The organism is Lentilactobacillus sunkii DSM 19904 (assembly GCF_001435575.1).
Lineage (GTDB): Bacteria > Bacillota > Bacilli > Lactobacillales > Lactobacillaceae > Lentilactobacillus > Lentilactobacillus sunkii.
Window position 1 is genome coordinate 1 of sequence record NZ_AZEA01000010.1, and the last position, 25006, is coordinate 25006.

Annotated in this window: 23 protein-coding genes; 11 read left to right on the forward strand and 12 right to left on the reverse strand. The window is 42.7% G+C overall.

Features of this window, described 5'->3' with window-relative positions; all coding sequences use genetic code 11:
- Positions 1-63: 63 nt before the first annotated feature.
- From FD17_RS07180 to FD17_RS07215, 8 genes are all read left to right on the forward strand, one after another.
- A complete protein-coding gene (locus tag FD17_RS07180; protein ID WP_057825076.1) occupies positions 64-846 on the forward strand; it encodes an amino acid ABC transporter ATP-binding protein in 783 nt (260 codons plus the stop codon).
- 3 nt (positions 847-849) lie between these two features.
- Entirely contained in the window at positions 850-1671 is an 822-nt protein-coding gene (locus FD17_RS07185) for a transporter substrate-binding domain-containing protein (RefSeq protein WP_057825078.1), read from the forward strand.
- Between the two features lie 23 nt (positions 1672-1694).
- Positions 1695-2408 carry an amino acid ABC transporter permease gene (locus tag FD17_RS07190; protein ID WP_057825080.1) on the forward strand — a complete coding sequence of 238 codons (714 nt, stop codon included), beginning with the start codon at positions 1695-1697 and terminating at the stop codon, positions 2406-2408.
- Positions 2405-3109, forward strand: coding sequence for an amino acid ABC transporter permease (locus tag FD17_RS07195; protein WP_057825082.1), 705 nt, complete (start codon positions 2405-2407; stop codon positions 3107-3109). The genes FD17_RS07190 and FD17_RS07195 overlap by 4 nt, the downstream gene beginning before the upstream one ends.
- Positions 3106-4137 (forward strand): uroporphyrinogen decarboxylase family protein, encoded by a 1032-nt coding sequence (locus FD17_RS07200; protein ID WP_057825084.1) that lies wholly within the window; start codon positions 3106-3108, stop codon positions 4135-4137. The genes FD17_RS07195 and FD17_RS07200 overlap by 4 nt, the downstream gene beginning before the upstream one ends.
- A 309-nt stretch (positions 4138-4446) precedes the next feature.
- Complete coding sequence (locus FD17_RS07205) at positions 4447-4860, forward strand: hypothetical protein (protein ID WP_057825086.1); 414 nt, start codon at positions 4447-4449, stop codon at positions 4858-4860.
- Positions 4861-5046: 186 nt separating this feature from the next.
- Complete coding sequence (locus FD17_RS07210; RefSeq protein WP_057825087.1) at positions 5047-5463, forward strand: hypothetical protein; 417 nt, start codon at positions 5047-5049, stop codon at positions 5461-5463.
- 192 nt (positions 5464-5655) lie between these two features.
- Entirely contained in the window at positions 5656-6456 is an 801-nt protein-coding gene (locus FD17_RS07215) for a hypothetical protein (protein ID WP_057825089.1), read from the forward strand.
- 200 nt (positions 6457-6656) lie between these two features.
- On the opposite strand, the gene FD17_RS07220 is transcribed toward FD17_RS07215, so the two are convergent.
- The 4 genes from FD17_RS07220 to FD17_RS07235 form a co-directional block, all read right to left on the reverse strand.
- Positions 6657-7991 (reverse strand): glycoside-pentoside-hexuronide (GPH):cation symporter, encoded by a 1335-nt coding sequence (locus FD17_RS07220; protein WP_420864820.1) that lies wholly within the window; start codon positions 7989-7991, stop codon positions 6657-6659.
- An 865-nt stretch (positions 7992-8856) separates the two neighbouring features.
- On the reverse strand, positions 8857-9294 hold the full coding sequence (locus FD17_RS07225) for a hypothetical protein (protein ID WP_057825094.1): 438 nt from the start codon (positions 9292-9294) through the stop codon (positions 8857-8859).
- A gap of 289 nt (positions 9295-9583) precedes the next feature.
- Positions 9584-10225, reverse strand: a complete 642-nt coding sequence (locus FD17_RS07230) for an SDR family oxidoreductase (RefSeq protein WP_057825095.1) — start codon at positions 10223-10225, stop codon at positions 9584-9586.
- A 94-nt stretch (positions 10226-10319) separates the two neighbouring features.
- The gene (locus FD17_RS07235) at positions 10320-11144 is read right to left on the reverse strand and encodes an aldo/keto reductase (protein ID WP_057825097.1); all 825 of its coding nucleotides are present in this window, start codon (positions 11142-11144) and stop codon (positions 10320-10322) included.
- A gap of 179 nt (positions 11145-11323) precedes the next feature.
- On the opposite strand from FD17_RS07235, the gene FD17_RS07240 reads away from it, so the two are divergent.
- Complete coding sequence (locus FD17_RS07240; RefSeq protein ID WP_057825099.1) at positions 11324-11830, forward strand: hypothetical protein; 507 nt, start codon at positions 11324-11326, stop codon at positions 11828-11830.
- Positions 11831-11876: 46 nt separating this feature from the next.
- Here FD17_RS07240 and FD17_RS07245 read toward each other — a convergent pair whose 3' ends face one another.
- From FD17_RS07245 to FD17_RS07265, 5 genes are all read right to left on the reverse strand, one after another.
- The gene (locus tag FD17_RS07245; protein WP_057825101.1) at positions 11877-13184 is read right to left on the reverse strand and encodes a hypothetical protein; all 1308 of its coding nucleotides are present in this window, start codon (positions 13182-13184) and stop codon (positions 11877-11879) included.
- A 163-nt stretch (positions 13185-13347) separates the two neighbouring features.
- Positions 13348-15318, reverse strand: a complete 1971-nt coding sequence (locus tag FD17_RS13430; RefSeq protein ID WP_235803190.1) for a DUF5776 domain-containing protein — start codon at positions 15316-15318, stop codon at positions 13348-13350.
- A gap of 169 nt (positions 15319-15487) precedes the next feature.
- On the reverse strand, positions 15488-16429 hold the full coding sequence (locus tag FD17_RS07255; protein WP_057825103.1) for a type II TA system antitoxin MqsA family protein: 942 nt from the start codon (positions 16427-16429) through the stop codon (positions 15488-15490).
- Positions 16430-16509: 80 nt separating this feature from the next.
- Positions 16510-16734 (reverse strand): hypothetical protein, encoded by a 225-nt coding sequence (locus FD17_RS07260; protein WP_338092494.1) that lies wholly within the window; start codon positions 16732-16734, stop codon positions 16510-16512.
- A 135-nt stretch (positions 16735-16869) separates the two neighbouring features.
- A complete protein-coding gene (locus tag FD17_RS07265) occupies positions 16870-18093 on the reverse strand; it encodes an MFS transporter (RefSeq protein WP_057825105.1) in 1224 nt (407 codons plus the stop codon).
- A gap of 154 nt (positions 18094-18247) precedes the next feature.
- Between FD17_RS07265 and FD17_RS07270 the strand changes: the two genes are divergently transcribed.
- Both FD17_RS07270 and FD17_RS07275 read left to right on the forward strand, forming a co-directional pair.
- On the forward strand, positions 18248-18694 hold the full coding sequence (locus FD17_RS07270; RefSeq protein WP_057825107.1) for an Lrp/AsnC family transcriptional regulator: 447 nt from the start codon (positions 18248-18250) through the stop codon (positions 18692-18694).
- Between the two features lie 205 nt (positions 18695-18899).
- Positions 18900-20300 carry an amino acid permease gene (locus tag FD17_RS07275; RefSeq protein ID WP_057825109.1) on the forward strand — a complete coding sequence of 467 codons (1401 nt, stop codon included), beginning with the start codon at positions 18900-18902 and terminating at the stop codon, positions 20298-20300.
- Positions 20301-20351: 51 nt separating this feature from the next.
- On the opposite strand, the gene FD17_RS07280 is transcribed toward FD17_RS07275, so the two are convergent.
- The 3 genes from FD17_RS07280 to FD17_RS07290 form a co-directional block, all read right to left on the reverse strand.
- The gene (locus FD17_RS07280) at positions 20352-20735 is read right to left on the reverse strand and encodes an HsmA family protein (RefSeq protein WP_057825111.1); all 384 of its coding nucleotides are present in this window, start codon (positions 20733-20735) and stop codon (positions 20352-20354) included.
- Between the two features lie 150 nt (positions 20736-20885).
- On the reverse strand, positions 20886-22397 hold the full coding sequence (gene xylB, locus FD17_RS07285; RefSeq protein ID WP_057825114.1) for a xylulokinase: 1512 nt from the start codon (positions 22395-22397) through the stop codon (positions 20886-20888).
- Between the two features lie 31 nt (positions 22398-22428).
- Positions 22429-24957 carry an excinuclease ABC subunit UvrA gene (locus FD17_RS07290; RefSeq protein ID WP_057825116.1) on the reverse strand — a complete coding sequence of 843 codons (2529 nt, stop codon included), beginning with the start codon at positions 24955-24957 and terminating at the stop codon, positions 22429-22431.
- Between the last annotated feature and the right edge of the window lie 49 nt (positions 24958-25006).

Below are 25006 nucleotides of genomic sequence, written 5' to 3' on the forward strand. Positions count from 1 at the left end.
ATCGGCGGGACTTATGTCCCGGCCCCTTTTTTTGTACCCAGATTTGACTGAGGAGGTCGCAAAATGATTAATATTTCAAATATCCATAAGAATTTTAATGATCGAGTTGTCCTTGATGGCATTAGTCTGCATGCCGATGCCGGTAATGTGGTGACTTTGATCGGACCATCAGGAACCGGTAAAACGACGTTGCTCAGATGCATCAACCTGCTTGAACAGCCTGATCATGGTGAGATTGAGATTGATGGTGTATCCATCAATACCCAAGAAATCAGCAAGCCCAAAGTTCTCCAGCTCAGACGGAAAACTGCGATGGTCTTTCAGCAATACAATCTGTTCAGAAACGAAACCGTCATTCAAAATGTCGTGCAGCCTCAAGTTTTAGTGAACAAAACGAATAAGCAACAAGCTAAAAAGCGGGCACAACAATTTTTGGAACAAGTGGGCATGCAAGATTTTCAGAATCAATATCCTGCACAGCTTTCAGGTGGCCAGCAGCAACGTGTCAGCATCGCTCGGGCAATGGCACTGGATCCAAAAGTAATTTTGTTCGATGAGCCTACCAGTGCGCTTGATCCAGAACTTTCAAGAGACGTCCTCAATGCGATCCGCAAAGTTGCCGACTTGGGAATCACGATTGTGTTGGCAACTCACGAGATGCAATTTGCAGAGGAAATTTCCAACCAGGTTATTTTCATGGAAAGCGGCCAAATCATTGAGAGTGGATCCCCGGATCAAGTCTTTCATCATCCTGAAAACATCCGTACCAAGGAATTTCTGAAAAATTACCATGTGAATCCAACAACTCCAGCCAGAGCACAACTAAAAAAATTTAAGGTGGTTTAATCAATGAAAAAATCAAAATTATTAGCACTTATCCCATTACTACTTGTCACCGTATTCCTTACCGCTTGCGGAAAGTCGTCGAGCCAGAGCGGTAAAACTTATAACGTCGCAGTATCCACTGCCAGCAAGCCTTTAAGCTACCAGGAAGGTGGAAAGTTAAAAGGTTATGAGGTGGATGTCATCCGGGCCGTTGACAAGAAAGTTCCTGACGCAAACTTCAAGTTGACAGCAGTTTCCCAGACTGCCGAACTTCTTGGACTAGACTCCAAGAAATATGACTTTGCAGCCAACGGATTTTATAGCAATCCCGAAAGACAAAAGAAATACTTGATCACGAAAGAAAATGACGGATTAAGTCTGGTAAAGGTCTACTACAACAAGAATAAAGTCAAAAAAACAATCTCAAATTTAGATGACTTATCAGGCCTTTCAGTCGCTCCTGTCAATCCAAACGGTGGTATGTATAATCTTTTAACCACTTGGAACAAAACCAACAAAGACAAAAAGGTCAAAGTATTAACTTCAGACCAATTCCCTCTTCAACAACTGCTAAAGGACGTCAATACAGGCAAATATGATGCTCTGATTGATCCATCAAACTTGGGTGAAGATCAAATCATTTCCGGCCTCAAGCTTAAAAACATCGGTGTTTCAGAACCTGTTCGAGCATTCCCAACATACTTCCTTTACACCAAAGACAACAAAGCATTGGCCAAGAAAGTGGATAAGGCATTGAAAGAACTGAAATCAGACGGAACATTAGCCAAACTATCCAAAAAATATTTTGGTGAAAATGTCTTTCAATATAAAGTCAAAGAAAACTAACTTGACGACAAAGGAGTGATTACATGCATGATTTTGGTTATGTAGTGGGTTTGTTTAAACAGTTACTTACCGGAGTGCCTATAACTCTCCAATTCATATTAGCTTCATGGATAATCGGCTTCAGTTTGTCTGCCTTTGTGACCGCAGGCAGGTTAAGCAGTCATAAGCTGATTCAGTATCCGTTGAATCTACTGGTATCTTTTACACGCAGTGTTCCCATCGTTCTCCAACTATTCTTGGTTTACTATGGCCTTCCAGTTCTGGTCCAACAATTGTTTGGTCTTAATATAAACGACATTAACAAGATGGTCTTTTGTGTCATTACCTTCTCCATCTACTATGGAGCCTACCTATCCGAAGTCCTGCGCCCAGCATATCTATCAGTTCGAAAAGAACAGCATGATGCAGCTTACGGACTTGGCTATACAAAGCTCCAGACGAATATCCACGTTGTCATCCCGCAAATGTTGTCAGTGGCACTTCCGTCATTAGGAAACGAAGTTATCAACCTTGTCCATCAGTCATCTATCCTATTTGTCTTAGGAACTGTTGATCTGATGGGGAAAGCCGACATGATTGTATCCACAGATTTCACTTCATCTCCACTACTGACGTACTTCTGTGCCGGGATCATTTATTGGATTTTCACCATTGTCATTATGATTATTGTTCATCAGGTGGAAAAACGAGTTGATGTTTATAAAGGTGACACATTACAGGATGGAGGGATTTCATGAACTCACAAATTGTATTAAATGACGTTACTGGGATCCTGAAAGTCGTCCCTCAAACACTTGGATTATCGTTTCTCATCTTGCTATTTGGCGTTATTCTCGGCAGTATATTTTGGCGAATCCAAGAGACCAATAATCATGTCGTTAAAGGCGTTTATCGTGGGTTGTTATCCTATTTTCGGGGTGTTCCGTTATTAATCCATCTGCTGGTATTTTATTATGGATTGCCCAGCGTCGTTAAAGTTTTCAGTGATCAATTCAACTGGGGGATTGACACAACCCATCTCAATCCGATCTATGCGGTCGTTGTCAGCTACACACTTTACTCGGCCTGCTTTTTATCAGAGATTATTCGCGGTTCATTCAAATCAGTTGGCAGTGATCAGCTCGAGGCGGCTTCAGCCCTTGGATATACCCATCTCCAACGATTTTGGGCGATTTGGCTCCCACAGGCACTAAGTGATGCCGTCCCGAAAATTCTGAATTACTATACCCTTTTGATTCGGCAGCTTTCCCTTGCTTTCTTGGTGTCCGTCGTCGATATCTTTGCTAAGGCAAAGCTTGAATCTGCAGGAAACGACCGATATATTGAAGCGTTCTGTGCAGCAGCATTGGTTTACTGGATCCTATGTGTCATTTTGACAGCAATCTTTTCCAGAATTGAAAAGTATCTCAGGCGTTATGAAGGGAGACAGCTAGCATGAATCATTACGAAAGAATTAGAGCAGCACTAAAATCAGAACCCGTTGATCGGGTACCCGTCAACCTCTGGGCTCACCTGCCAGAGTATGATCAAAATCCCAAATCATTGGCTCGTAAGCAAGTCGAGTTTGCCAGGAAATATGACTTTGACTTTATAAAGTTAATGCCATTTGGCCTTTACGGTGTTGAAGACTATGGCGCAGAAATTACCTACTATGCCAAGCGAGATCATCCTGCTGTTCTCAGCAGACCTGGAATCTCAAACTACCAAGAGTGGACCCACATCGACCCACTTCCAGGAAATTATGGCACATACGGCAAGCAGGTTGAATTGGCCAAATATGTCCGAGAATTTTCTGGTGGTGAATTTCCATTTATTCAAACAATTTTTAACCCTTTAACAACTGCGCTAAAGCTGGCCGGGAACAGACTTATCCTAGATATTAAGGAACATCCCGATGAAGTCAAAGCAGCTTTGGATGCACTGACCCAAACCACAATTAATTTTGTTAAGGAAAACATCAATGCCGGCGTTGACGGGTTCTTCTACGCCACTCAAACTGCCACAGCAAACCTACTAACGCGGGAGGAATATGAAGAATTTGGTAAGCCATATGATCTAAAGGTACTGGATGCATTCAAAGATAAAACCTGGTTTAATGTCGCCCACATTCACGGTGATAATACTTACTTTGATATTATCGCCGACTACCCGGTGCAAGCATTAAACTGGCATGACCGATCAGTATCACCAAGTCTTGCAGAAGCCCGCAAGATTACCGACAAAACACTTATTGGCGGTCTCCATGAATTGCCATACATCACAAATGGCCAAATCACCGCACCAAGTATTTTAGTGACCGGAACAGTCAATCAAGTTGAAGAACACGTGCAGGAAGCCATTGATGAAGTCGATGGGAAAGGCTTGATCATTGGCCCCGGATGCGTTGCGAGTCAAGAAGTTCCGGAAGCAAACATTTATGCTCTGAGAACAGCGGCATCATTCTCGCAGGCTGCGGAGCAATCCTAAATTTTGTGTTTGGACATGAATTGGTTTGTTGAAACGTTCTAGAAACCCTGAAGTGAGGTGCTAAAATAATTAATGAATCAGAATTTCAAGCGACATGTGTATTTTAAGACGTCTTTGCGGACGTCTTTTATTATTTACTTTTTGAAGAAATATATTGATTAAATCGCTATCAATTGGGAACGGCGTAAGCATTTCAGAAGAACTGCTGTGATGTTTCAAACATCCCTTGTACCACGACAAAAATAATCCTAGAATATAACTGAATCGGAATCAGAAAACCAATATTCTACATATAAAGGAAGCCTCAATATGAAATCAAGAAAACTTCTCTGGCTGATCCTCGCAGCCCTGTCGTTTACCCTGTTCCTAAGCATCAACTCACAACCAGCAATGGCTAAAAATGGCACTGCCCCAGTCGCACTGCGTGGTACCTGGCACTCAACCACGACTAAATCGCGTTACGTCATGATCATCCACAAGCATTCCATGTCCAGTTATCGATACAGCAAGAAGCTTGGGCGAATCGTTGATCGTGGCCATGTTTCTCGTAATCGTCTTTACAGCAAGTATGTCGGCAAAGGTTATTATGAAATTGGTCTAACCCAAACCGACGCAGTATCTGACCTCAAGCCGATGCGTTATCATGGCAAAAAAGTTCTATATGAACACTTAGGATTCTTCAACTATGGTCATCGCCACCAAATTTGGTATTCAGGCAAATAATTATGAAGTCATCGGAACTTCCGGCGACTTTTTTCTTTTGGCTTCCAGGCACCCACAAACGCCGTCCCAAAGCCATTTGTCAACTACATCACAAATTAAACATTAAAGTCATAAATACCGAGTCATATTCCACACCAATTTCCCAATTTCATGATATATTGAATGTGTAAAAAGGGGGAATTAAAAATGAAACTGAAAAAGCTATTTTACCTTGCCATTGCAGCCTTCTCGTTCACTTTATTTGTTGGATTAGCTAGTCAACAGCCGGCTATGGCAAAGAGTGCAACTACTCCCACAAGTTTGCGTGGAGCTTGGCACCGAACAACGACTAAGTCACGTTATGTCATGATCATCAAGAAACACTCAATGACCGGCTGGCGTTACAGCAAGACACTTCATAAAGTTGTCAATAAGGGCTACGTAAAGCCAAGTCAACTATACGTCCAGAAGACTAAGCAAGGATTCTATAACATTGGTTTGAAACAATCAGATGCAATCCAGACATTGAAAGCCGGTCGCTACAAGGGCCAAAAGGTTCTCATCGAACACTTGGGATTCTTTGACAAGACTGGTACTCAGCAGCTTTGGTTCAGAGGCAAATAAACTTCATTTAGAGTCACTCATAGAAATGTGGGTGGCTTTTTCTTGTCGAAATGTTGGCTCAAAATGATCGCCGATATCCAATTAATTGTCAATTCCAGATTTTTTCCTAAACGTCTCCCCAATAATTTGCTATAATGAAAATGTAGCTTAAGAAAATCTTAATAATTTCATATCCGTATTGGGGGGATATAGATGAAATCATCAAATAAATTACTAACAATTATCAGCTTGGCATTTGGCCTGATCGGTGCTGCAGCCTTTGGGGTTAATGCGCAAGCCAAATCAATCACAGTTAATTATGTATCAACTACTGGAAAAGTATTAAGAGCACCTGTCACTTATTCGACTAATTCAGCCAAATCAAGCTATTCATACAATCCAAGTGCAACTTATCCAACGACCGGTGCAGGATTCATCAAAGCAATTCCGGGTTATCTGCCTCACAAAGTTCCTCAGACTTACAATGCAAGCAACGTGCCAACCTCACTGAATGTGACGTACATAAAGGAATCAACGCTTGCCAAAAAGGTCGACACCCAGTACATCAAGCAGATCAATGCTTACCGAAAGACCAAGGGGTTAAAAACATTCAAGCATAATGCATCCCTGAAAGCCAAAACCGTCGTCCGTTCAAAGGAACTGTGGCAAAAGTTGAGTCACGTACGGCCAAATGGTCAATCATACAACTCGACTAACAGCGGTTATGCCGAATGTATGGCCGTCTTACCGGCCTACTTCGTGGGTGGCGGCATCACAACCTATAATTCGGGCCAGGGCGCAATCCTGACTTACAATTCAAACGGTTATGTATCTTACAAGAAGACCGCAAAAACGGCCAGCCACGAACTATTAACCTGCGATGCGCTTCACCGAGACACTGAGCTAAACAGCTGGGCAACGTACAGCGAAGTGGCCTTCAGCTTCCACGATGATGGATCAGCCAAGATGGCGCAGTTGTTTGAGATGGCAAATAATCCGAATGTGAAAATGTAGAGTGTGAAGAGCCTCGGGAGATGCGGTTTCTAAGGTAAGTTTGGTTTAAACCCCGACTTTGGGTTTGAATCAAACTTGCCTTAGAAATTAGCATCTGAGGATCTGAACACGTTTCAACTATATAAAATCAAAACCACAAACCAAAAAAGGAGTCCAGACAAAACACCAGTTTTGTCCGAACTCCTTTAATTTACAATCATCTAACCAACTTCACTAGCCTTCAAAGCCCGGTTAATCCGCCCCTCATCATATAACTTCAAGACAAAGTACATCCCAGCATATATAACCAGCGGAATCCAAACATAATTCCAATTAATCATCGACAAGGTCGCCGCATTCTGTGAATGGTTGGCAACATATCCTGACAAGTGGAATAATCCAGCGGTAATTAAGCCGCCAATGCCAAGGCCAAAGTTGACTCCGAAATCATCGGTGGAGGCTAAAATTCCTTCCGCCTGAATCCCCATGCTGGCACCGTAACGAATGGTGTCGGCAATCATGATTGAGACCAGCCCGATGATAATCCCGTTACCAATTGAGTTGATGAACACACCGGCAAACAGGACCAGTAACCATTTGCCATAAACCCCGACCGCAATAATTGCCTGCCCGGCAAATGCCACCAAAATACCATGGAGCATGGTCTGCTTCTTACTTTGGCGGTCGGTCATGCGAATAATCAAGAGAACTCCGATCAGCGCGGCTAGTGTAAACCCATTAACCCAAGGGACCAAGCCCTCATTGCCAACGGTATATTTGAAATAATAAATGGTTGTCTGATTCTTAATTGCCGTGACCAGCCAATACATAAAAATAACAATCGAAATCACGATCCACGGCTGATTGTGGCCTAACATTGAAAGCACCACTTTGATCGGTTGATGGGAAATGTGGGAATTTGAAAAGCGTTCCCGTACATGAACGAATGTATTTAAGATCAAAAATAATGAAATGATTCCAAAAACGATGATCGTTCCCAGAAACCCCTTCTGTTGGTCACCGTGGCCAAATAACCATACCAACGGCAGCGTGAACACCGCCACAACAATTTGCACAGAGCTGCCAAAGAACTGGCGAATGACCCCTAATAGGGTTAACTCGCGGGTATTTTGTGACATGGTCGGCAAAATTGAAGTAATCGGCAGATTAACCGCCGTATATAGAAAGCCCAGGCCAAGATATGTAACGTACGCCCAAATTAATTTTCCTCCATAAGAAAAGTTGGGTGTCACAAAAGTTAAGATCGCAAAGGCCACATATGGGACTGAGTACCAAAGGAAGAACGGCCGGCTCTTGCCAAACCTTGAATGAGTATGGTCAATCATGACAACGATGATAAAGCTTTCCACCACATCGGCCACCCTGGCAACCACAAATAAGATGGCAACCGCACTTGGGGTTAATCCATACACATCGGTATAGAAAAACAACAGGTACGTCGTCATCATTTGAAAAATCAGGTTGTCGGCAGCATCACTTAGTCCGTAACTGATCCGTTCCGGCCAGCGGGTTGACCACTTTGTCGTCGTCTCCACAATTACCATCACCTTTGGATTCACACGTCATTTATTAGTTGATTCAATTGTACACAGCTTTTTGATGGACAACAAAGATTTGGCTGCCGAGAGCAACAAAAAAGCCCTGCTCGCATACAGGACTTTTTCAAGGGAAATTCATATTGAGGGGTATTTCATGAAGCTAAGAAATTGTTGGGGTTTCTTAGTAATTCTTGTTGGGGTAATCTCCTAATCCGGCAGGAATGCAAATGCATCATGCCTTCATATTTGATTGTTATAAGAATACCGCACTTAACTTAAATGGACCTTAAAATTCAAAAAGAACTGAATTCATCTCATTTTTTGATCAAAAAAGAAAGTCCTGCTCGCATACAGGACTTCCTAAGGGAATTTTATATTTCATATTGAGGGGTAATTCTTGTTCATTTCATATTGAGGGGTATTTCATGAAGTTAAGAATTTTATTTTGTTGGGTAATTCTTTGTAATTATTTGAGGGGTGAATATTTTATTGTGAGACGCTAGTGATTCTGAACTTTCTCCATGGCATCAGTCCTTTCAATGTTGGCGTGAGTTTCAGCGCACGGTCTTAAGTTAACTCATGTGGTACTTTGGTTTTAGTAGCAGCTCCACACAACAAACCTCGTATGCCGGTTGGAACTGTGAATCTCATATTTAAACTTGGATTTTCTTTGAGTTTTCATTATTAGGTAATTGATCCTTCCTTTCGCATATCAATTTAGTCTGGAGCTGATTGGAAATTATTTAGGGGTTGGTACAGTTGTTCGAGTTGTTTGATGTTTACCTCCTCTCTTATTTGATTGTCTATAGATTATCTCATTGAACTTAAATGAAGCTTAAATGAGAAAATAAAATCAAATTGTTTATTCGACTGCCAATCCTCCTTGGTAGCTGCCGACCTGGGTGCCAACAACTTCAATAGTGTAATTGCCTTTTTCAACCGGCAATGAACCGTTGGCATTTCCAGAATCAACATCGATAGTTTTGTAGACACTGCCGTTTTTATAGATCCTAATTTTAAATGGTTGATTGCTCTCGTCACCGCGTGCTTCAATTTCTGTCACATGGTACTTGAGGACGGTGTTTTCTTGGAGAACTTCAACTGTTTCTTTAAATTTATCGGCCTGACTTGTGGATTTAGTCTGCCGATGTTTGAATGGGTTATCCTGAGCTGAAAGAGCCGCATTTCTAACGGCTTCGGTTCGAACCGTGGAAGCGTCAGCCACAATCGTTGGTAAAAAAGTTGTCCCAAAGATTGTCATGGCTGCGCCAAGTGTGTACCCGAATTTTTTAATATCCAATCTATCAATCCCTTCTTGGTTAAGAATGTGTTGGTCTGATATTTAATGGTTGATATCAGTCATGCAGGTTGTGATTCGTTGGCATCGCTCCTTTCGTTATTGAATGATCTTAGAATAATGGCGGGAGCTTAAACGCAACTTAAAATCGGAAACCAATTCAAGAAAGTGCACTTTCCTTAATTAAAACGCAAACCTTTTTAGGAAATCGCAATGATTGAATATAAAAAGCCATGATCATAGAGATCATGGCTGAAAGTATTTAATGCTATATTGTTGAACCTTTTGAGCGTTAATACCAACTTGGCTTATCGCCGTCAGTATTTGGTTGATTAACACCCACCGAATGGTCGATTTCCTGACTTGGGTCATTGATCAGGCTGACCACAAAGTCGGCAATACTCTTTCTCGAGACTTCGGTCCCCTTGAAAGCTTCACCTTTCTGAGTTGTTTCGTAGCTGACAATATCTTTATTTGAGAGCCAGGCCGGTCGAATAATGGTGTAATCCAAGTCCGAATTTTCAATAACTTTAGCTGCAGCCGCATATGTTTCCAAATAACCACCGTCAAGTTGTTGATGATTCCATTTGCCAAAGTTTCCAGGAACCTCATCATAAATGCCTAAGGTTGAAATCCAAATCAAGCGCTGAAGTGTCGTTCGATCAATCGCCCCGACTACCGCCTTGGCTTCATCTTCAATATTCTTACCACTGAGATTGGCATAGACAATGTCGATCCCATCCAACGCCTTGATGATTGCCTGCTTATCAGTGGCATCCCCTTCCACAACGGTTTCTCGTTTGGGGTCAGTCACTTTCAAACGACTGGCGTTTCTCAAGAAAAGTGTCAGGTGATGGTCAGTCTGGTCGAGGAGCTGCTTTTCAACCAACTTTGCAATCTGACCATTTGCCCCTAAAATCAATACATTTGCCATAAATAATAGCCTCTTTTCAATTAATGCCTACTTCCACTGTAACAAATTTCACCAAAAAACGGGTCGCAAATAGTTGCGATCCGTCGAAATTTTGTTAAATATCAGTTGCGTTTAATTCATTCAAAAGCTTCATATCTTCTGGACTAATCTCAAAATCCAATTGGGTGTTGTTTTCAATGTGGGCCTTATGGGTTGCCTTTGGTAATGGCAGCACCTCATTTTGAAGAACAAATTTAATGGCCAACTGGGCAACACTCACACCATATTTATCGGCAACTTTCTTGATGTCCAAGTTCTCAAGAATCGCACCAGTTGCAAGCGGTGAGTAGGCTTCTACCAGGATATCATTATCTTTGGCAAATTTAGTTGTCTCCGGTTCCGTAAACCCAACAAAGTAACGAATCTGGTCAACCATTGGCTTCACGTCGGCATGATCCAAGATATTCTGAAGGTCGTGGGCATTAAAGTTGGAGACCCCAATCGCCTTAACTTGGCCACTGGCATAAATATCCTGCATGGCTTTCCAGACTTCAACGTTGGCGGCATCATAATTGGTTGACCCGCGTTCGCCCCATGGCCATGGTGCATGAATCAAATATAAATCCAAATATGAAAGGTTCAAAGCTTTCATGGTTGAACGAAAATCAGCAATTGCGCCATCATAAGATTTAGTTGCTGCAGGTAATTTTGAAGTGACAAAGACGTTTTCACGATCAACATCGGAATCCAGAATCGCATCACCAACACTTTTTTCATTTCGATATGCTTTGGCAGTATCAATGTGACGGTACCCAGCTTGAAGGGCCATGCTGACTGCATCATAGGTGTCTTTGCCGCCAGGAATCTGCCAGGTTCCAAAGCCCACCTTGGGAATTTCAATTCCATTATTTAATTTATAGGTATCAGTTAAAATCGACATGTAAAATGCCTCCTTTGCTTTTGCGAGTATTTACATTATGGGCTTATTAGGCCAAAAAAGTAAGCAAAGGGCCTCAATCGTTATCATTTTTATACAAATCGGTCAAAACCAACTATTTGGGACAGCCGGTTATGAAACAACAAGCGATTCGTTGTATCCTAAAGGTGGAGGTGAAGTCTATGCGGAAATACAATTATTCAACAATTTTGATTAATTGGCTGGTATTCTTGCTTAGCCCAGTCATCCTCATTTTGATAAACAGCTTCACTTTCTTCACCCTGTTCGATTTAAATAAGCCCTCTGGATCATTTGCAGGAACCAAACCGTTGATTCTGAATTTCATTTGGAATTTTGGACTCTTATGCTTGCTGAACTACCTAACGACTTGGATTTTCTCCAAGAAACGACTGGCAAGTTTACCCATTAGTAATTACTTTCTAACATCCATTTCAGCAATTATTGCCATATTAATCATCACCGGCAGCGCAGTTGCCGACATCACCCATTATTCCGTCATTGGAGTCGTCTCCATCTCCTTACCGGAAATCATTTCAATTCCATGGCTATTTTACTTAACTTATAACACTTGGAGATATCAAAACCGACGTATTTTGGGCTTGACCGTCATCATTCAGATGTTGTATATCTGTCTGGCATTGAACAACTTCTATAGCTTTGTAAATTAAAATGATGACCAAATTCAAATTGAATTTGGTCATCATTATTTATTTTCTATCTTTGTGGCATCGTATAGTACAGCTTCAAGGTATCGCCATACTTCGCATTGGCATTGGCAGAAACCGTTGCCTGCTTATTGAAATAATAAATCGGCGTGGTCGTTGTACCATCGGCGTTCTTAACTGAAGTACCCGTCAATGATGATAATTTATTAGGATCAGAGAATAAGACGTTGTCAAAGACTTTTGCCGGAACCGTTCCCTGAGTTTGACTTGAAAAGATGGTCATCTGAGCGTCCGTCAAAATTGGGTACGTGTTGTCCTTCAGCTGAGATGGATTAATCTGTTGGCCTGTGTTGGTCAAATAATAAGCAACAGGCGACAAGAAATTAGGCGTGATCGCATCGACATAAATCAGATAGTCGTTTGTTCCGATCGTGACATTGGCCGGTAGATTGGTCGGGTTTTGACTGCTGCTGATCTTATAGCCGGTTGGGACGTTCTTGGTGGCAATGTCAGTGAGCTGAGTGGCGTTCTCAAGAATATCTCCTAACTTGGCACCATTGGTCAAAGTAGCCTCTGCTTTTAAATCAGTCTTTTGGATGATCCAAGTGTAAGCACCAACCGACTGGCCAGCAGCGTTCACATAATTAATCTTCACGCTGTTGTCATTTGTAGCTTGTTGGGAGTTCGGTGCAGTGACACCGCCGGCATAAACCCAGCCAACGATGGCGGAGTTGTTATCATCGGTCACTTTGTAGTAGAGATATTGTTCCCGGGTTTTAACCGCAGCATCGGTAATGGTAAATGTATCACTAGCATTGTAAGTACTCATATCCACTTGTTTGGCTTTATATTGGGACCATTTAGGATCTACCCACAATGTGTATTTCTCAGGGTTGGTAAGTGTGTAGCCTTTCTTTTGGAGGGGCAAATTGGCATTTGCCATAGTGTTGGCGGGATTTAAGCCACCACCAAAATTACCGGAAACCCGACCGCCATAAATCCAACCACGATAGACGCCGTTAAATGAAACGATCTTGTAGTAAACGGCGCCTAGACTAGTCGTTGCCACTCTGTAGGCACGAAAATATTGGCTTGAATTTTTGGATGAGCCATATTGCTGTAAGGTGTTCTTAGAGGCAAGCATCCGAGCACCGCGTAGCGTACCAGCCTTTGTGTACAGAGCATTGGTACCATTGGTAGTCACATTGCGGTTCTGTGGAGCCGTCTGCAATGCCTGATTGGATGTGATCCTAGCATAAGATCTGGCACTGGCATTAGTAGTTGTGAAGCCCACTGTGCCAATCATCGCCGCAATCGCTAAAGCAAAATACATTGATTTTTTGAAACTCAAAGCCATGAAATCCACTCCCCATATTCTTTCTTCATTCAATCGTATTAAGTAAATGTTACCATTTTCCCAAATGTTATTGTACATTTCTTGATTGAATTAACCAAATCGACTTGCGGCTGTAACCCTGAAGACACAAAAGGTTGGCACTCAGCGCCAACCTTTTATCTAATCAATATTTTCCTTGAATGACTAATTTTTTATTTGCTGTGACATAGTAACCATTTGATAGTTGATACCGAGTGGTCAAATTGTGGCCAATCAATTTCTTAACTTTCAAATGAGTACCCTTCTTGTATGACTTCGTCTTGCCAGTCAAATTCTTATTCTTGTAAACATGAACACCTTTTTTCGAAATCACGGTAATTGTCTTGTTCTTTGGCATTGATTTGTAATAAACATTAACCACATATTTCCGGTTGGCGGTGATGTAACCAACTTTGCCAGCCGTCTTCTTATTATGATTGACGTCACGCACTTTATATCTTAATGCGCCACCATTGGAACGATCGTAGCCAACGATAACAAACATCGGCCGGTTGGTTCTTGCTGCTTTTGGATAAGTGGCAATCCGTTGTGATTTCTTGAATGTTGCGTGTTTGTACATGTAAATCTTCTTGGTTGCATAGACTGCTGCCCCTTTTTCAGCGGCGTAGTTTGGTAACCCGGTTGTCCCATCGCCCTTGGTTGGACTGCTTGGATTCCAGTTAGGGTTGCTTGGTGTTGGTGTCGGAGTTGGATTTGGGGTTGGATTTACCGGTGATGGTGTCCTTCCCGGAACGGTTACTTGGATGGTTTTGGTGATTGTCCGCTTGACGGAATCTGAATAAACAGCTTCGTAAGTGTAAGTGACATTGTAAACGCCTGGCGTGCTGGTATCCAGCGTGCCGTCAGCGTTGATATGACCATTATCGGACGTTACCTTAACATTGTCCTTGGTAACTGGGATCTTGGCCGAATCGGAATTGTTTTGTTTTGTCGGATCATACAAAGTAACATGATCTAAAGGATTCCATTTAGTACCGCGGTTGACGGTCGCATTATCGGCAACTAATACTTTTACGACCTGCCAGTTGATGCCACCAATTCCATTATGGCTTAAAACATCATGCATATATTTAAAGTAATCAGGATTGCCCGGGGTCAATGAACCTGGAACATTGGCTGTAAAGCTCTCATATGTTAATAAACGGCCATAATTCCAAACTGGCGCATATCCTCGTGATTGAAGCATATCCCAAAACTTTTGCCCATTAGCGGCCTTCATTTGGTCGCCCAAAACCCGATATGTGGCATTGCTATAAAAGTTGGATCCGTCATTGGTGCCCAAGCCTTTATAAACATTGTCGATCTCAATATCATTGTTCAAATTAAATTGAGGCATCAGCGACTGCACATCAGTTGCCTGACGATAGTAGCCATCCTGATCTTTATAAGTGACCAAGTACTGGCCATTCATAAAATCAGGATATGTTTTTACATCCATCGGAATAGCAAACCTGAAGTAAATTGAAGTGCCGTCAAAATTACCTTGATCAGCATTCCAACTCCAGTTGTTTTCCCGAAGTTGGAACGTATCAGATGTGCGAATTGGAGATGATTGATCATACTTTAACGGAACTGCCACATCAACTGCTTTTCCAGGTGCCAAACTGCCATTAACTTGAACATTGGTTGGATATGGCTGATACAAAGTAATCCCTTGGGTATCGCCAGTAATTCTGCCCTCAGTTACAGGGTTCCCAGTTCCGGCAACCACAAATGGTGCATTTGCGTTAAAGTCTTTTGGAAAACGCAACAACTGGTTCAATTGGATGGATGCACCACCAGCCGGATTGTTATTCTTCAAATAAATATGCGCATCAATATTTGGCTTTCCAGCAGCTACCCATTTGTTTGCATCAATCAGAGACTGGCGACTGGTACCACCATAGTTTGACGTTTCCCCATTGATTGTAAAGTAAACCGCACGCTGAAGCGCTGGTTGATTACTATAGGATGAAAGTGCCGTATTACTTGAACCGGCACCGTTATAAATGATTGAATCAGCGTTTGCCTTCAGGCCGCTCCCAAACAAGCCCAAAACACCAAACACTGCAATCATCATAATAAGTTTGAAAAGCTTACTAAATTTTCTAACCATTAGATATCCCCCCCGATATAACAATGAAAATCTGTTTTAGTTTACCCTTTTATTATATCAGTATGCATGGTTTGAAGCTTAATTATTGGCTTCCTAATAGTTACAAGCACTTCGTCCAAAACTAAGAAAGGACACCTGATTGGCATCCCCTTATAAATACACATCAATTTTATTGTTCAGCGCCACGAATAAACGTTTCCGCAATCAGAGTAGGGTTGATCACACCACTTCCAGTTAATGACCATGGAGAACCAGTCTGATGGGTAATTTTACTCAAACCAGCAGCAGTTTTGTCACCGTAATCATTTAAAATATCAGTCAACAAATCAGAAATTTCAGAATCCTTCTGGATTAGATTGTAATCATCAAAAGCCCTTTTCGTAAGCCCCACAGATATAATATCCCGATGCCCGTTAAACGCTTGATGGACTTCTTCGACGACTGGGCCATAAGGCATTGCAACAATCGGTGAGTTAAATAATTTCCCATGAGTTTTAGCTGCATATCTTCCAAATGCAAAATAAAGTAATTTAACAACCTTCATTTGAGTTAAATTCTCAATATTTTCGTCGCTTTTAGCATCAAAATAATTGGTAACCCGATACCAATTGGTCAGCTGCAACGCAGTGTACCTGGGCTGGGGAGCTTTTGAAACAACAACATCATCATTTTTGGTGTCCAAATAATCCTTAACTTTTTTGACAACAACACTTGGTAACTTATTTTGCTGTTTATCTTCATTCTGTTGAATGAAATTGTTCAGTAAATGGTTATCAGACATTAATGCCTTCAGCAATTGATTGTTTGATTCAGACGGAAAAGCACCTGTTTCATATAACGCAACTGTGTTCGGACTCCAACCAAGTAGTTTAGCAAATTCTCTCTGTGACAGCCCCACCTTTGCACGGTATCTCTTGATATCATCGGGAGATACCAGATCCAGATCTTTACGATACATGGCGTTGGCAATTTCCACAGCTTGGTCATCTAGTTTAGTGTCATCGACGAGTTTATCGGTTGCACTGTCAAATCGGGCAGGAGCAGTAACAGTATATTCATGACCATGAATCAAAAATGTATTCGTGTGATTTTTAATATAAGTTTGAGTCATACCAATCTACCTCCTCGAATTAATGTGACAGATGAAAGCTAATGAATCGAACTTTTTGATTGTTTTCAATGAATTTGAATTTAATATGTATCACCATAATCTGTTTCGAAAATCCAGACGTACTCGTGAGGCCGATCCCGGTCCTCCTCATATTTTTGGAAGTCCTCAATGCTTAATTGACGAACGATCAGCTTGGCAAGGGACGTGGTGACCGCTCGTGCGTGCTGAGCTCGGCGGTTCACCAATGAGAAGTTGTTTTTCGAGACCAAATACTTAAGTTGCGCCAGAACTTCAGCTAACTCCAAGGAAGACACCACACTTTCTATAAATGAAGTATAACTGATTTTTAAGTGTTTTGCTACTAATTAGTAGCAAGCCCACACAAACTTTACCTGGATACAGAAAAGAGCATTCTATATCAAGAATGCCCCAGCTCACAATTATTTAGAAACAATTCCCACATCAACGTGGTCTTTTTTATAGGCGATAATCACCACAACAATATTCACAGCCACAATCAAAGTCGTCATCAAGAATACATAGCGGTAATCCAAAATCCCGGCAACTCCTGAAGCCAGCATCGGTCCGACAACAGCCCCCATTGCCTGGAATGATTGATTATAACTAAAGATCCGACTGACTGACCTTGCCGGTGCCTCCAGCGTCATAACCGTCTGTGTAATTGGCAGCAAGGCCGCGTTGGCAATCCCAATCAAGAAGCGAAGAATTCCCAGCATGACAACGGTTGTAACAAAGAACATTGGGAAGAAAACGACTGCTGAAAAGATAAGTCCAGCCAGCAGAATCTTCTCCGGTCCGATGTGATCACCAAGCCGACCCAGATAAGGGGCCGCAAAGATTGTAGCAATTCCAGGAAGTGCCGCGACCACCCCACTGGTGAAGGCGACATTGCCATGATTATGCATCAATTCTTTAACGAATAAGCTAATAATTGGGTTGATTGAAGTAGTAGCGGCCATGATGAGCATTGAAGAAATGATCATTGCCCAGACAACCCACTTGTGTTGGATACCTTTGAATGCGTCTTTGATTCCCGTCTTGGCACCCTTTTTAATTGGGGTGAAGTCTTCTTTGACGAAGAACAGCGTTGAAAGAGAAGCCAGAAACATCATGAAGCCAAACATATAAAATGGCAGCCGGTAACCAAAGACCCCTGATAGATAACCACCTATAATTGGTCCAATTAACTGACCGCCAACATTCCCAGTCGTTAACGTTCCCATGGTCTTACCACTGTCTTTAGTCGGCACTTCACTGGCAATCAGGGCATAAGCATTATTGATGTATCCTGAGAATGTTCCCTGGATGAAACGAATGATAATCAGAAACCACACGTTGGGCGATAAGCCGGTCAACGTGGCACTGATGGTCATTCCAATTGCCGCTCTCAAAAGCATTGGCTTCCGGCCTGTCTTGTCAGCCAAATTCCCCCATAATGGCGAAACGATGGCCTGACTTAAAAAGACTCCGGAAAATGCCAATCCGGCGTACAGCGTCAATTCCCATTTGGGAAAGTTGCCCATTGTATTAATAAATAATGGAAGAAACGGCATCGACATGCTCGCCCCCGCACCCGTGGCAAAGTTGCCAAACCAAAGCGCCCACATATTCTTCTTCCATTGTGGTGTTGCAGATTTTGTCATGATTTTATAAGATCCTTACTAAATTCGAATTTTAGATACAAAATTCATTATAGCGATTATTGTTGTATGTGGCAATTATAATCGGATGCTCATTTTCATTCTCGGTAAAAAGCAATGGTATAATGTACGCAAAATATTTTTAAGGAGAACTCGAATGGACAAATTAGATCGTAAAATTTTAAACATCATCCAAGAAGACGGCCGGGCATCCGTAAAGAGCATTGCTGAAAAATGTTTCATTTCTGCACCGTCAGCGTCCGTTCGGCTGCAGAACCTTGAAAGTCACGGCTTCATTGATGGGTATACAGCCAACGTGAACTATGAAAAGCTGGGTTACCTGATTAAAGCGTTTGTCCGAATTGATGTCAGTTACACAGAAATGCCAAAGTTTGTCGACTTCATTTCAAAGATTCCCAATGTGGTGGAATGCAACTATATTACTGGTGATGCATCGGTTCAGTTGAAAGTCTTTTATAAGACGATGACCGAACTAAACGAATTCAACGCCTCACTCAAAGACTTCGGCTATAGCCACACAAACGTTGCCTTTACAACGAATATCGGCCCTCGACCACTCAAATTGCCTGAGGATGATAAGTGACATCGACCTGAAAAAAGTTTTTTGTTTTCATAGGCAAATTGACATCTCTGCCTTATTTTCATGAAAAAATAATCAAATTCACAAAATCATATGAAAACTTCCTCTCAAAACCATCGAAAATGAACACGGTGGTGTTAGTATAATGGCAAATTAATTAGAGGCCTCTAATTCAATCTACCATTTCTACAGAGAGGAAGATTTTTTTATGCAAAAAAATGAAGTAACAGAAAACGCCGACGGCACGATGCGTTCATTGAGCAACCGAAATGTTCAAATGATCGCTATCGGGGGCACGATTGGAACCGGATTATTCTTAGGATCCGGAACCACAATTAGTAAAACCGGTCCATCCATATTATTGGTTTATTTAGTATTAGGTATCTTTTTCTTCCTAATGATGCGGGCAATTGGTGAAATGCTTTATTCAGATCCATCCCAGCACACCTTCGTATCGTTCATCACTCGTTATCTCGGACCAACGGTGGGTCATTTCACCGGTTGGACGTATTGGTTGGGATTATCGTTTTGTGCCATGGCCGAGATTACTGCCATTTCTACATACGTTCAATTCTGGTTCCCTAATATCCCATCGTGGATTATCCAGCTGGTATTCCTGGGAACTTTGGCATGTGTCAACTTGATTGCCGCCAAAGTATTCGGTGAAGCTGAGTTCTGGTTTGCCCTAATCAAGATTGTTGCCATTATTGCATTAATCGTAACCGGTGTGTTCATGATGTTCAGTCATTCAGTGACCCCACTTGGTCATGCTTCCGTTCAAAATATTTTCCAGAACTTCACCATGTTCCCACACGGTGGTTTGAGCTTCATTTCCGCCTTTCCAATGGTCTTCTTTGTCTTTCAAGGGATCGAATTTGTATCAATCACAATTGGTGAAGCTGAGACGCCGCATAAAATTATCAAAAAAGCGGTTAATGAAACTTTGTTAAAGATTTTGATCTTCTACTTTGGTGCGCTGATTGTGATCATGGGAATTATTCCTTGGACTCACTTGACACCCGCAAGCAGTCCATTTGTTCAAGTATTCAAGCTAGCCGGATTTCCAGCCGCAGCTGCCGTTATCAACTTTGTTGTCTTAACATCCGCATCATCATCATTAAACAGTTTCATCTTCTCAGCTGGTCGTCACTTCTATCAACTGGCCACCGAAACTCCACAAGACAGCTTCATGAACCGTCATTTTGCCAAGATTTCTAAAAATGGTGTTCCAGCCGCTGCCATTACCTTTTCGGCTCTGTGCTTATTGATTACCCCACTGATGAGTTTAACTAACGCCACCGCGTCAGTATTCACCATCGTGGCCGGTTCATCGAATGACATGTACATCATCGTGTATGCTTTAGCAATGATTGCTCATCGGAAATACCGTGAATCTAGTGACTTCCTGCCAAATGGCTTCAAGATGCCTTGGTACAACTTCACAAGCCCATTGACAATTGCCTTTTTCGCAATTATCTTTGTCACCCTGTTCTTCATTCCACAGGATATTATTGGGGCCGTTGGTGCCATCATCTGGACCGTTGTCTTTGGTGGGGTAACCTATCTCCATCAACGCAGTATGGCACTTGCCGATGCTGAAAATAATTAAAAATTTAGATTTTAAAAGTCGCTCAAGATGGGCGGCTTTTTTTGTATCGGCTTAACTGGTCATCCCCATAACCAACCCTGCAACATATGGGATCAACCAAAACAGCCATACAACCAGACTAAACTTGTGGAAGTTAACTTTAGATTTTTTACTTCCCAGCCATAGCACATAAGCTGCCCAGATGAAATGAAATGCCATTAAGATAATCGCCGCCATTCCGGTGACCAAATGAAGCATCGGTGTCACTGTGGCCGATGAGTTTGCGATAGAAGACATGATCGTTGTCCCGGTCATATCAAAAAGTAAGCCAACACCGAAGAATAGAATTTGCTTGAGTTTGAGTGATCCAGACTTTCGTTCTGAGAACACGCCGATCGTGTAAAAGACGAGTGCCAGTGAAATGGTGATGATTGCTGTGATTAATTTAATATTCATGTTGAAGCCTCCATGTTGATTAAGTTGTTTTTGTCGGTGACACACTGTCACTTTACTTTATGAATTAATAATAGCACGTTAGTGACACCGTGTCACTATTTTTGTTCAAAAAAACGAGCCATCAGTTATTTGATGCCTCATTGAAGTTTGTTAATCATTGTTTTCTCTGCGAAAGTCGACTAAATCATGGGTAATTTCTTTTGTACTTGGATAAATTTTGCGATAAATCTCGTGTAACTTTTGATATTTCTTAACGCTCTCGGGTTCGGGCAGGAAGACATCTTTGAATTGAACAAAGACCTTTGAACATTCCGAAATGTCCTTGTACCAGCCAATACCGACTGCCGCCAGCATCGCCGCGCCCAGCCCAGGTCCTTGTTCATTTTGAAGCGAGATCACTTTAACGTTGAAGATGTTGGCCTGAATCTGTTGCCACAATGGGCTTTTAGCACCACCGCCAATTGAGATAACCGTATCAAATTGACTGCCCTTTCCCTCATACAGATCAAGAATATCTCTGAAGGAAAAAATAATTCCTTCAAGAACTGCTCGGACAAAGTCATAACGTTGATGAATGCCGTCAATCCCGATAAAGCTGCCACGGATATCAGCATCAGCATAAGGTGCCCTTTCGCCGACAATGTATGGTGCAAATAACAGGCCATTGGCCCCAACAGTGGAGTTTCCGGCACTTTCAACAACGTCTGTAAAGCCTTCGCTATTGGCAAAGGTTTTCTTAAACCAGCTGAGCGAGTATCCGGCAGCCAGAGTCACCCCCATCGAATAATAAGCATCCGGAATAGCATGGTCTTCATACTGAATCACACCACCATAATTGGTTTCCTTCTTTGGCTCATACTTAAGAATGACGCCAGAGGTTCCAATACTTGAAAGTACCTTGGTTGGACCGTCAATTCCGGCGCCAACGGCACCACAAGCGTTGTCGGCACCGCCACCAAATGTCTTGGTGTCAGTGGACAGGCCGGAATACTCGGCATACCACTCATCCACATTCCCGGTTTCATCAATTGAACGAACCAATGGCGGACAAAGGCTCTCTGGAATATCGAATGCATCAAGAATTTCCTTACTCCACTGCTGTTGATTAACATCCAACATGACCGTTCCAGTAGCATCGGAGTAATCAATCGCCAGCTTACCAGTCATCCTGAAACGCAAGTAATCCTTTGGGAGCAGCATTGTTGTTGCCCGCTTAAATATTTCTGGTTGATTTTCCTTTACCCAAAGTAGCTTGGGCAACGTAAATCCTTCAAGCGGCTTATTATGAGTGATCTCAACAAACCGTTCGCCCATCTTGGCCATGATCTCTTCGCGTTGTTTAGTCGAACGCGTATCGTTCCAAAGCATGGCTGGACACAACACTTTATGATTCTTATCGAGCAGTACGAGCCCATGCATCTGGCCTGAATAGCTGATGCCTTTGATGTCTTCTGGTTTGATTCTGTCCTTTAAAATCAGGCGGACAATTGACACCGTTGTGGCACTTACCCAGTCTTCCGGATCTTGTTCAGCATAACCAGGTTTTGGCTGGTTTAACGGAAAATTCATTCCTTCCTGAGCAATAATATCACCCACTTTAGTAACTGCAGTGACCTTTACAGAACTCGTTCCAAGGTCAACGCCCAATACGCAATCAGTCATGTTGTTTCCTCCTTAAGCAATCATTTGGGAGTTATTTTTGATCAAATTTTTTAAAATGTTCTGCCAAATACTTTGTCGTCAAACTCTTTGGATCCTTAATCAAATCCTGTGGTCGGCCTTTAGCAACAATCCGACCACCTTGATCGCCCCCGCGAGGTCCCATATCGATCAGATAATCGGCGTTGGCCATCAAGTCGAGATCATGGGTAATCATGAGAACGGTGGCTCCCTGATCGATCAGCTGCGAGAAGACTTTCAGCAAGACATGAACGTCCAGCGGATGCAGCCCCACTGTGGGTTCATCGAATATAAACAAAGTATCATTTTGACGGCTCTTCATGTGAGACGTCAGCTTCAAGCGTTGCGCTTCACCACCGGAAAGGCTTGGAGTAGATTCACCTAAGTGGAGATAGCCAAGTCCCATCTGTTGAAGGACTTCCAAGGTTTTTAGAATTGATTCATCATCTTTAAACAGCTCAATTGCGTGATCAACATCGTAATCGAGGACATCGGCAATCGACTTACCGTTCCACTTAATCTTCAAAATATCTTGATTAAATCGACGGCCTTTGCAGGTTGGACAAGTCTCTACCATATCAGGCAGATACTGAATATCCAGAGAAATTTCACCAGTTCCACCGCAAGCCGGGCACGCACCCTGCTTATTATTGTAAGAAAAATAGCTGGGCGTGTAATGATGCTTCTTGGCATCCGGTAGTTGAGCAAACTTTTTGCGGAGATTATCCATGATATTTGTATAAGTTGCCAACGTCGAACGGGCATTCTTACCAACGGGTGTCGCGTCAACACTGACAACGTGTTTCATTTTGCCGGGTTCGAATTTGCTGATATAGCTTGGCAGCGAATGTTTGTGGAACTTGGCACTAAAGGCGTCAAGCAGGCCATCCAGAACTAGAGTTGTCTTGCCGGCACCCGAAAATCCGGTAACTGCAATCAGCCGATTAACTGGAAATTCAGCGGTTACATTGTTCAAGTTAAAGCGCTGATTAATCGTTAACGTCACTGACCCTTTGGCAAAAGCATCGTTGTCAGCAATCTTTCTGGTCAGTAGCTTTGCATCCCCAGTCAAAAATGGGCCAATCAAAGAATGCTTGCTCTGGCGAATTTGAGTTGGAGTTCCCTGGTCAATGACTTGACCGCCATTGACACCTGATCCAGGGCCAATTTCAATAATGTAGTCGGCCGCATCAATGATCGACGTTTCATGGTCAACCACCACAAGGGAATTCCCCTGTTCCACCAGCTGATGGAAAATCTTGATTAATCCGGAAACATTATCAGGGTGCAGGCCGACAGATGGTTCATCCAATACATACAGGACCCCAGTTGTCTGAGTTCTCAGAGTCCGGCCAAGCTGAATTCGTTGAAGTTCACCGGTTGAAAGTGACGCACCAGCCCGATCCATGGTCAAATAATCCAAACCAAGGTCCAACAAAGGCTGAGTTTGATTCAACAGTTCGGTTGTCAAATTCTTCGCCAATTTCTGCATATTTGCCGGCAGCCACTTCTTGATTCGGTCAACAAATGCCGGCAGCTTTCCAATCGGCATATGACTGGCTTCGGCAATATTCATCCCATCAATCAACTGCCCCAGACGATTGGGATTCATTCGGGTTCCGTGGCACATGGGGCAGGTAAAGAATCGATAGAAACGGTTCAAACGTTTCAAAGCAATCTCACTTTTGGTGGTTGCCATACTGTCTTCGATGGCATTATAAGCATTTTCATACAGCGCGTTGTCCATATGAAAGACTCGCCCATTTTTGCTGGGAATATCGATGGCATAGTGTTTCTGCTGGCCATGTAAGACCATGTCTTTTTCTTTGTCGGTCAACTGGTTATAAGGCACATCAATCCTGACACCGGCAGCTTGAGCGACAATCGGCATGAAGTTACGGCCCGGCGTCCGCCATGCGGCAACGGCTCCATCACGGATCGTCTTGGTTTCGTCGCCAATTAATCTATCCGGATCCAGCTGTTTGGTGATTCCCAGTCCTTCACATTTCGGGCAGGCGCCATCTGAATTAAAGGCAAAATCTTCAGCACCGAAAGCATGAAATTGAACACCACAGGTTGGGCAGGTAATCACACCCATTTGATCCCCCATGACGTCCATAGCTTCAGCAATCTTAATTGTTGGCGGTACTTGATGACCATTGGGGCATTTGGGTGAACCTAAGCGTGAGTACATCAATCGCAGAACGTTGAAGATTTCAGTCATCGTGCCAACCGTTGAACGAGTTCCAGGAACAGTCGGCCGTTGACGCAAGGCCAAGGCAGACGGAATATGTTTAACCGAGTCCACATCGGCCCGCCCAACCTGACTGATCCGGCGACGGGTATATGTCGCCAGTGAATCAAGATAACGGCGAGCCCCTTCGGAATACAAAATGCCCATTGCCAGTGATGATTTACCGGAACCGGAAAGCCCGGAAATTGCGACAAATTTATGTAAAGGAATATTGACATTAATGTTTTTTAAGTTGTTCACTTTTCCACCGATGACCTCGATGTAATCTGGTAGTTTGGTTGTTGGCATGTGATGACTCCTTTCGAAAATGTGATTATGTTAATTGTAACGCAGAATG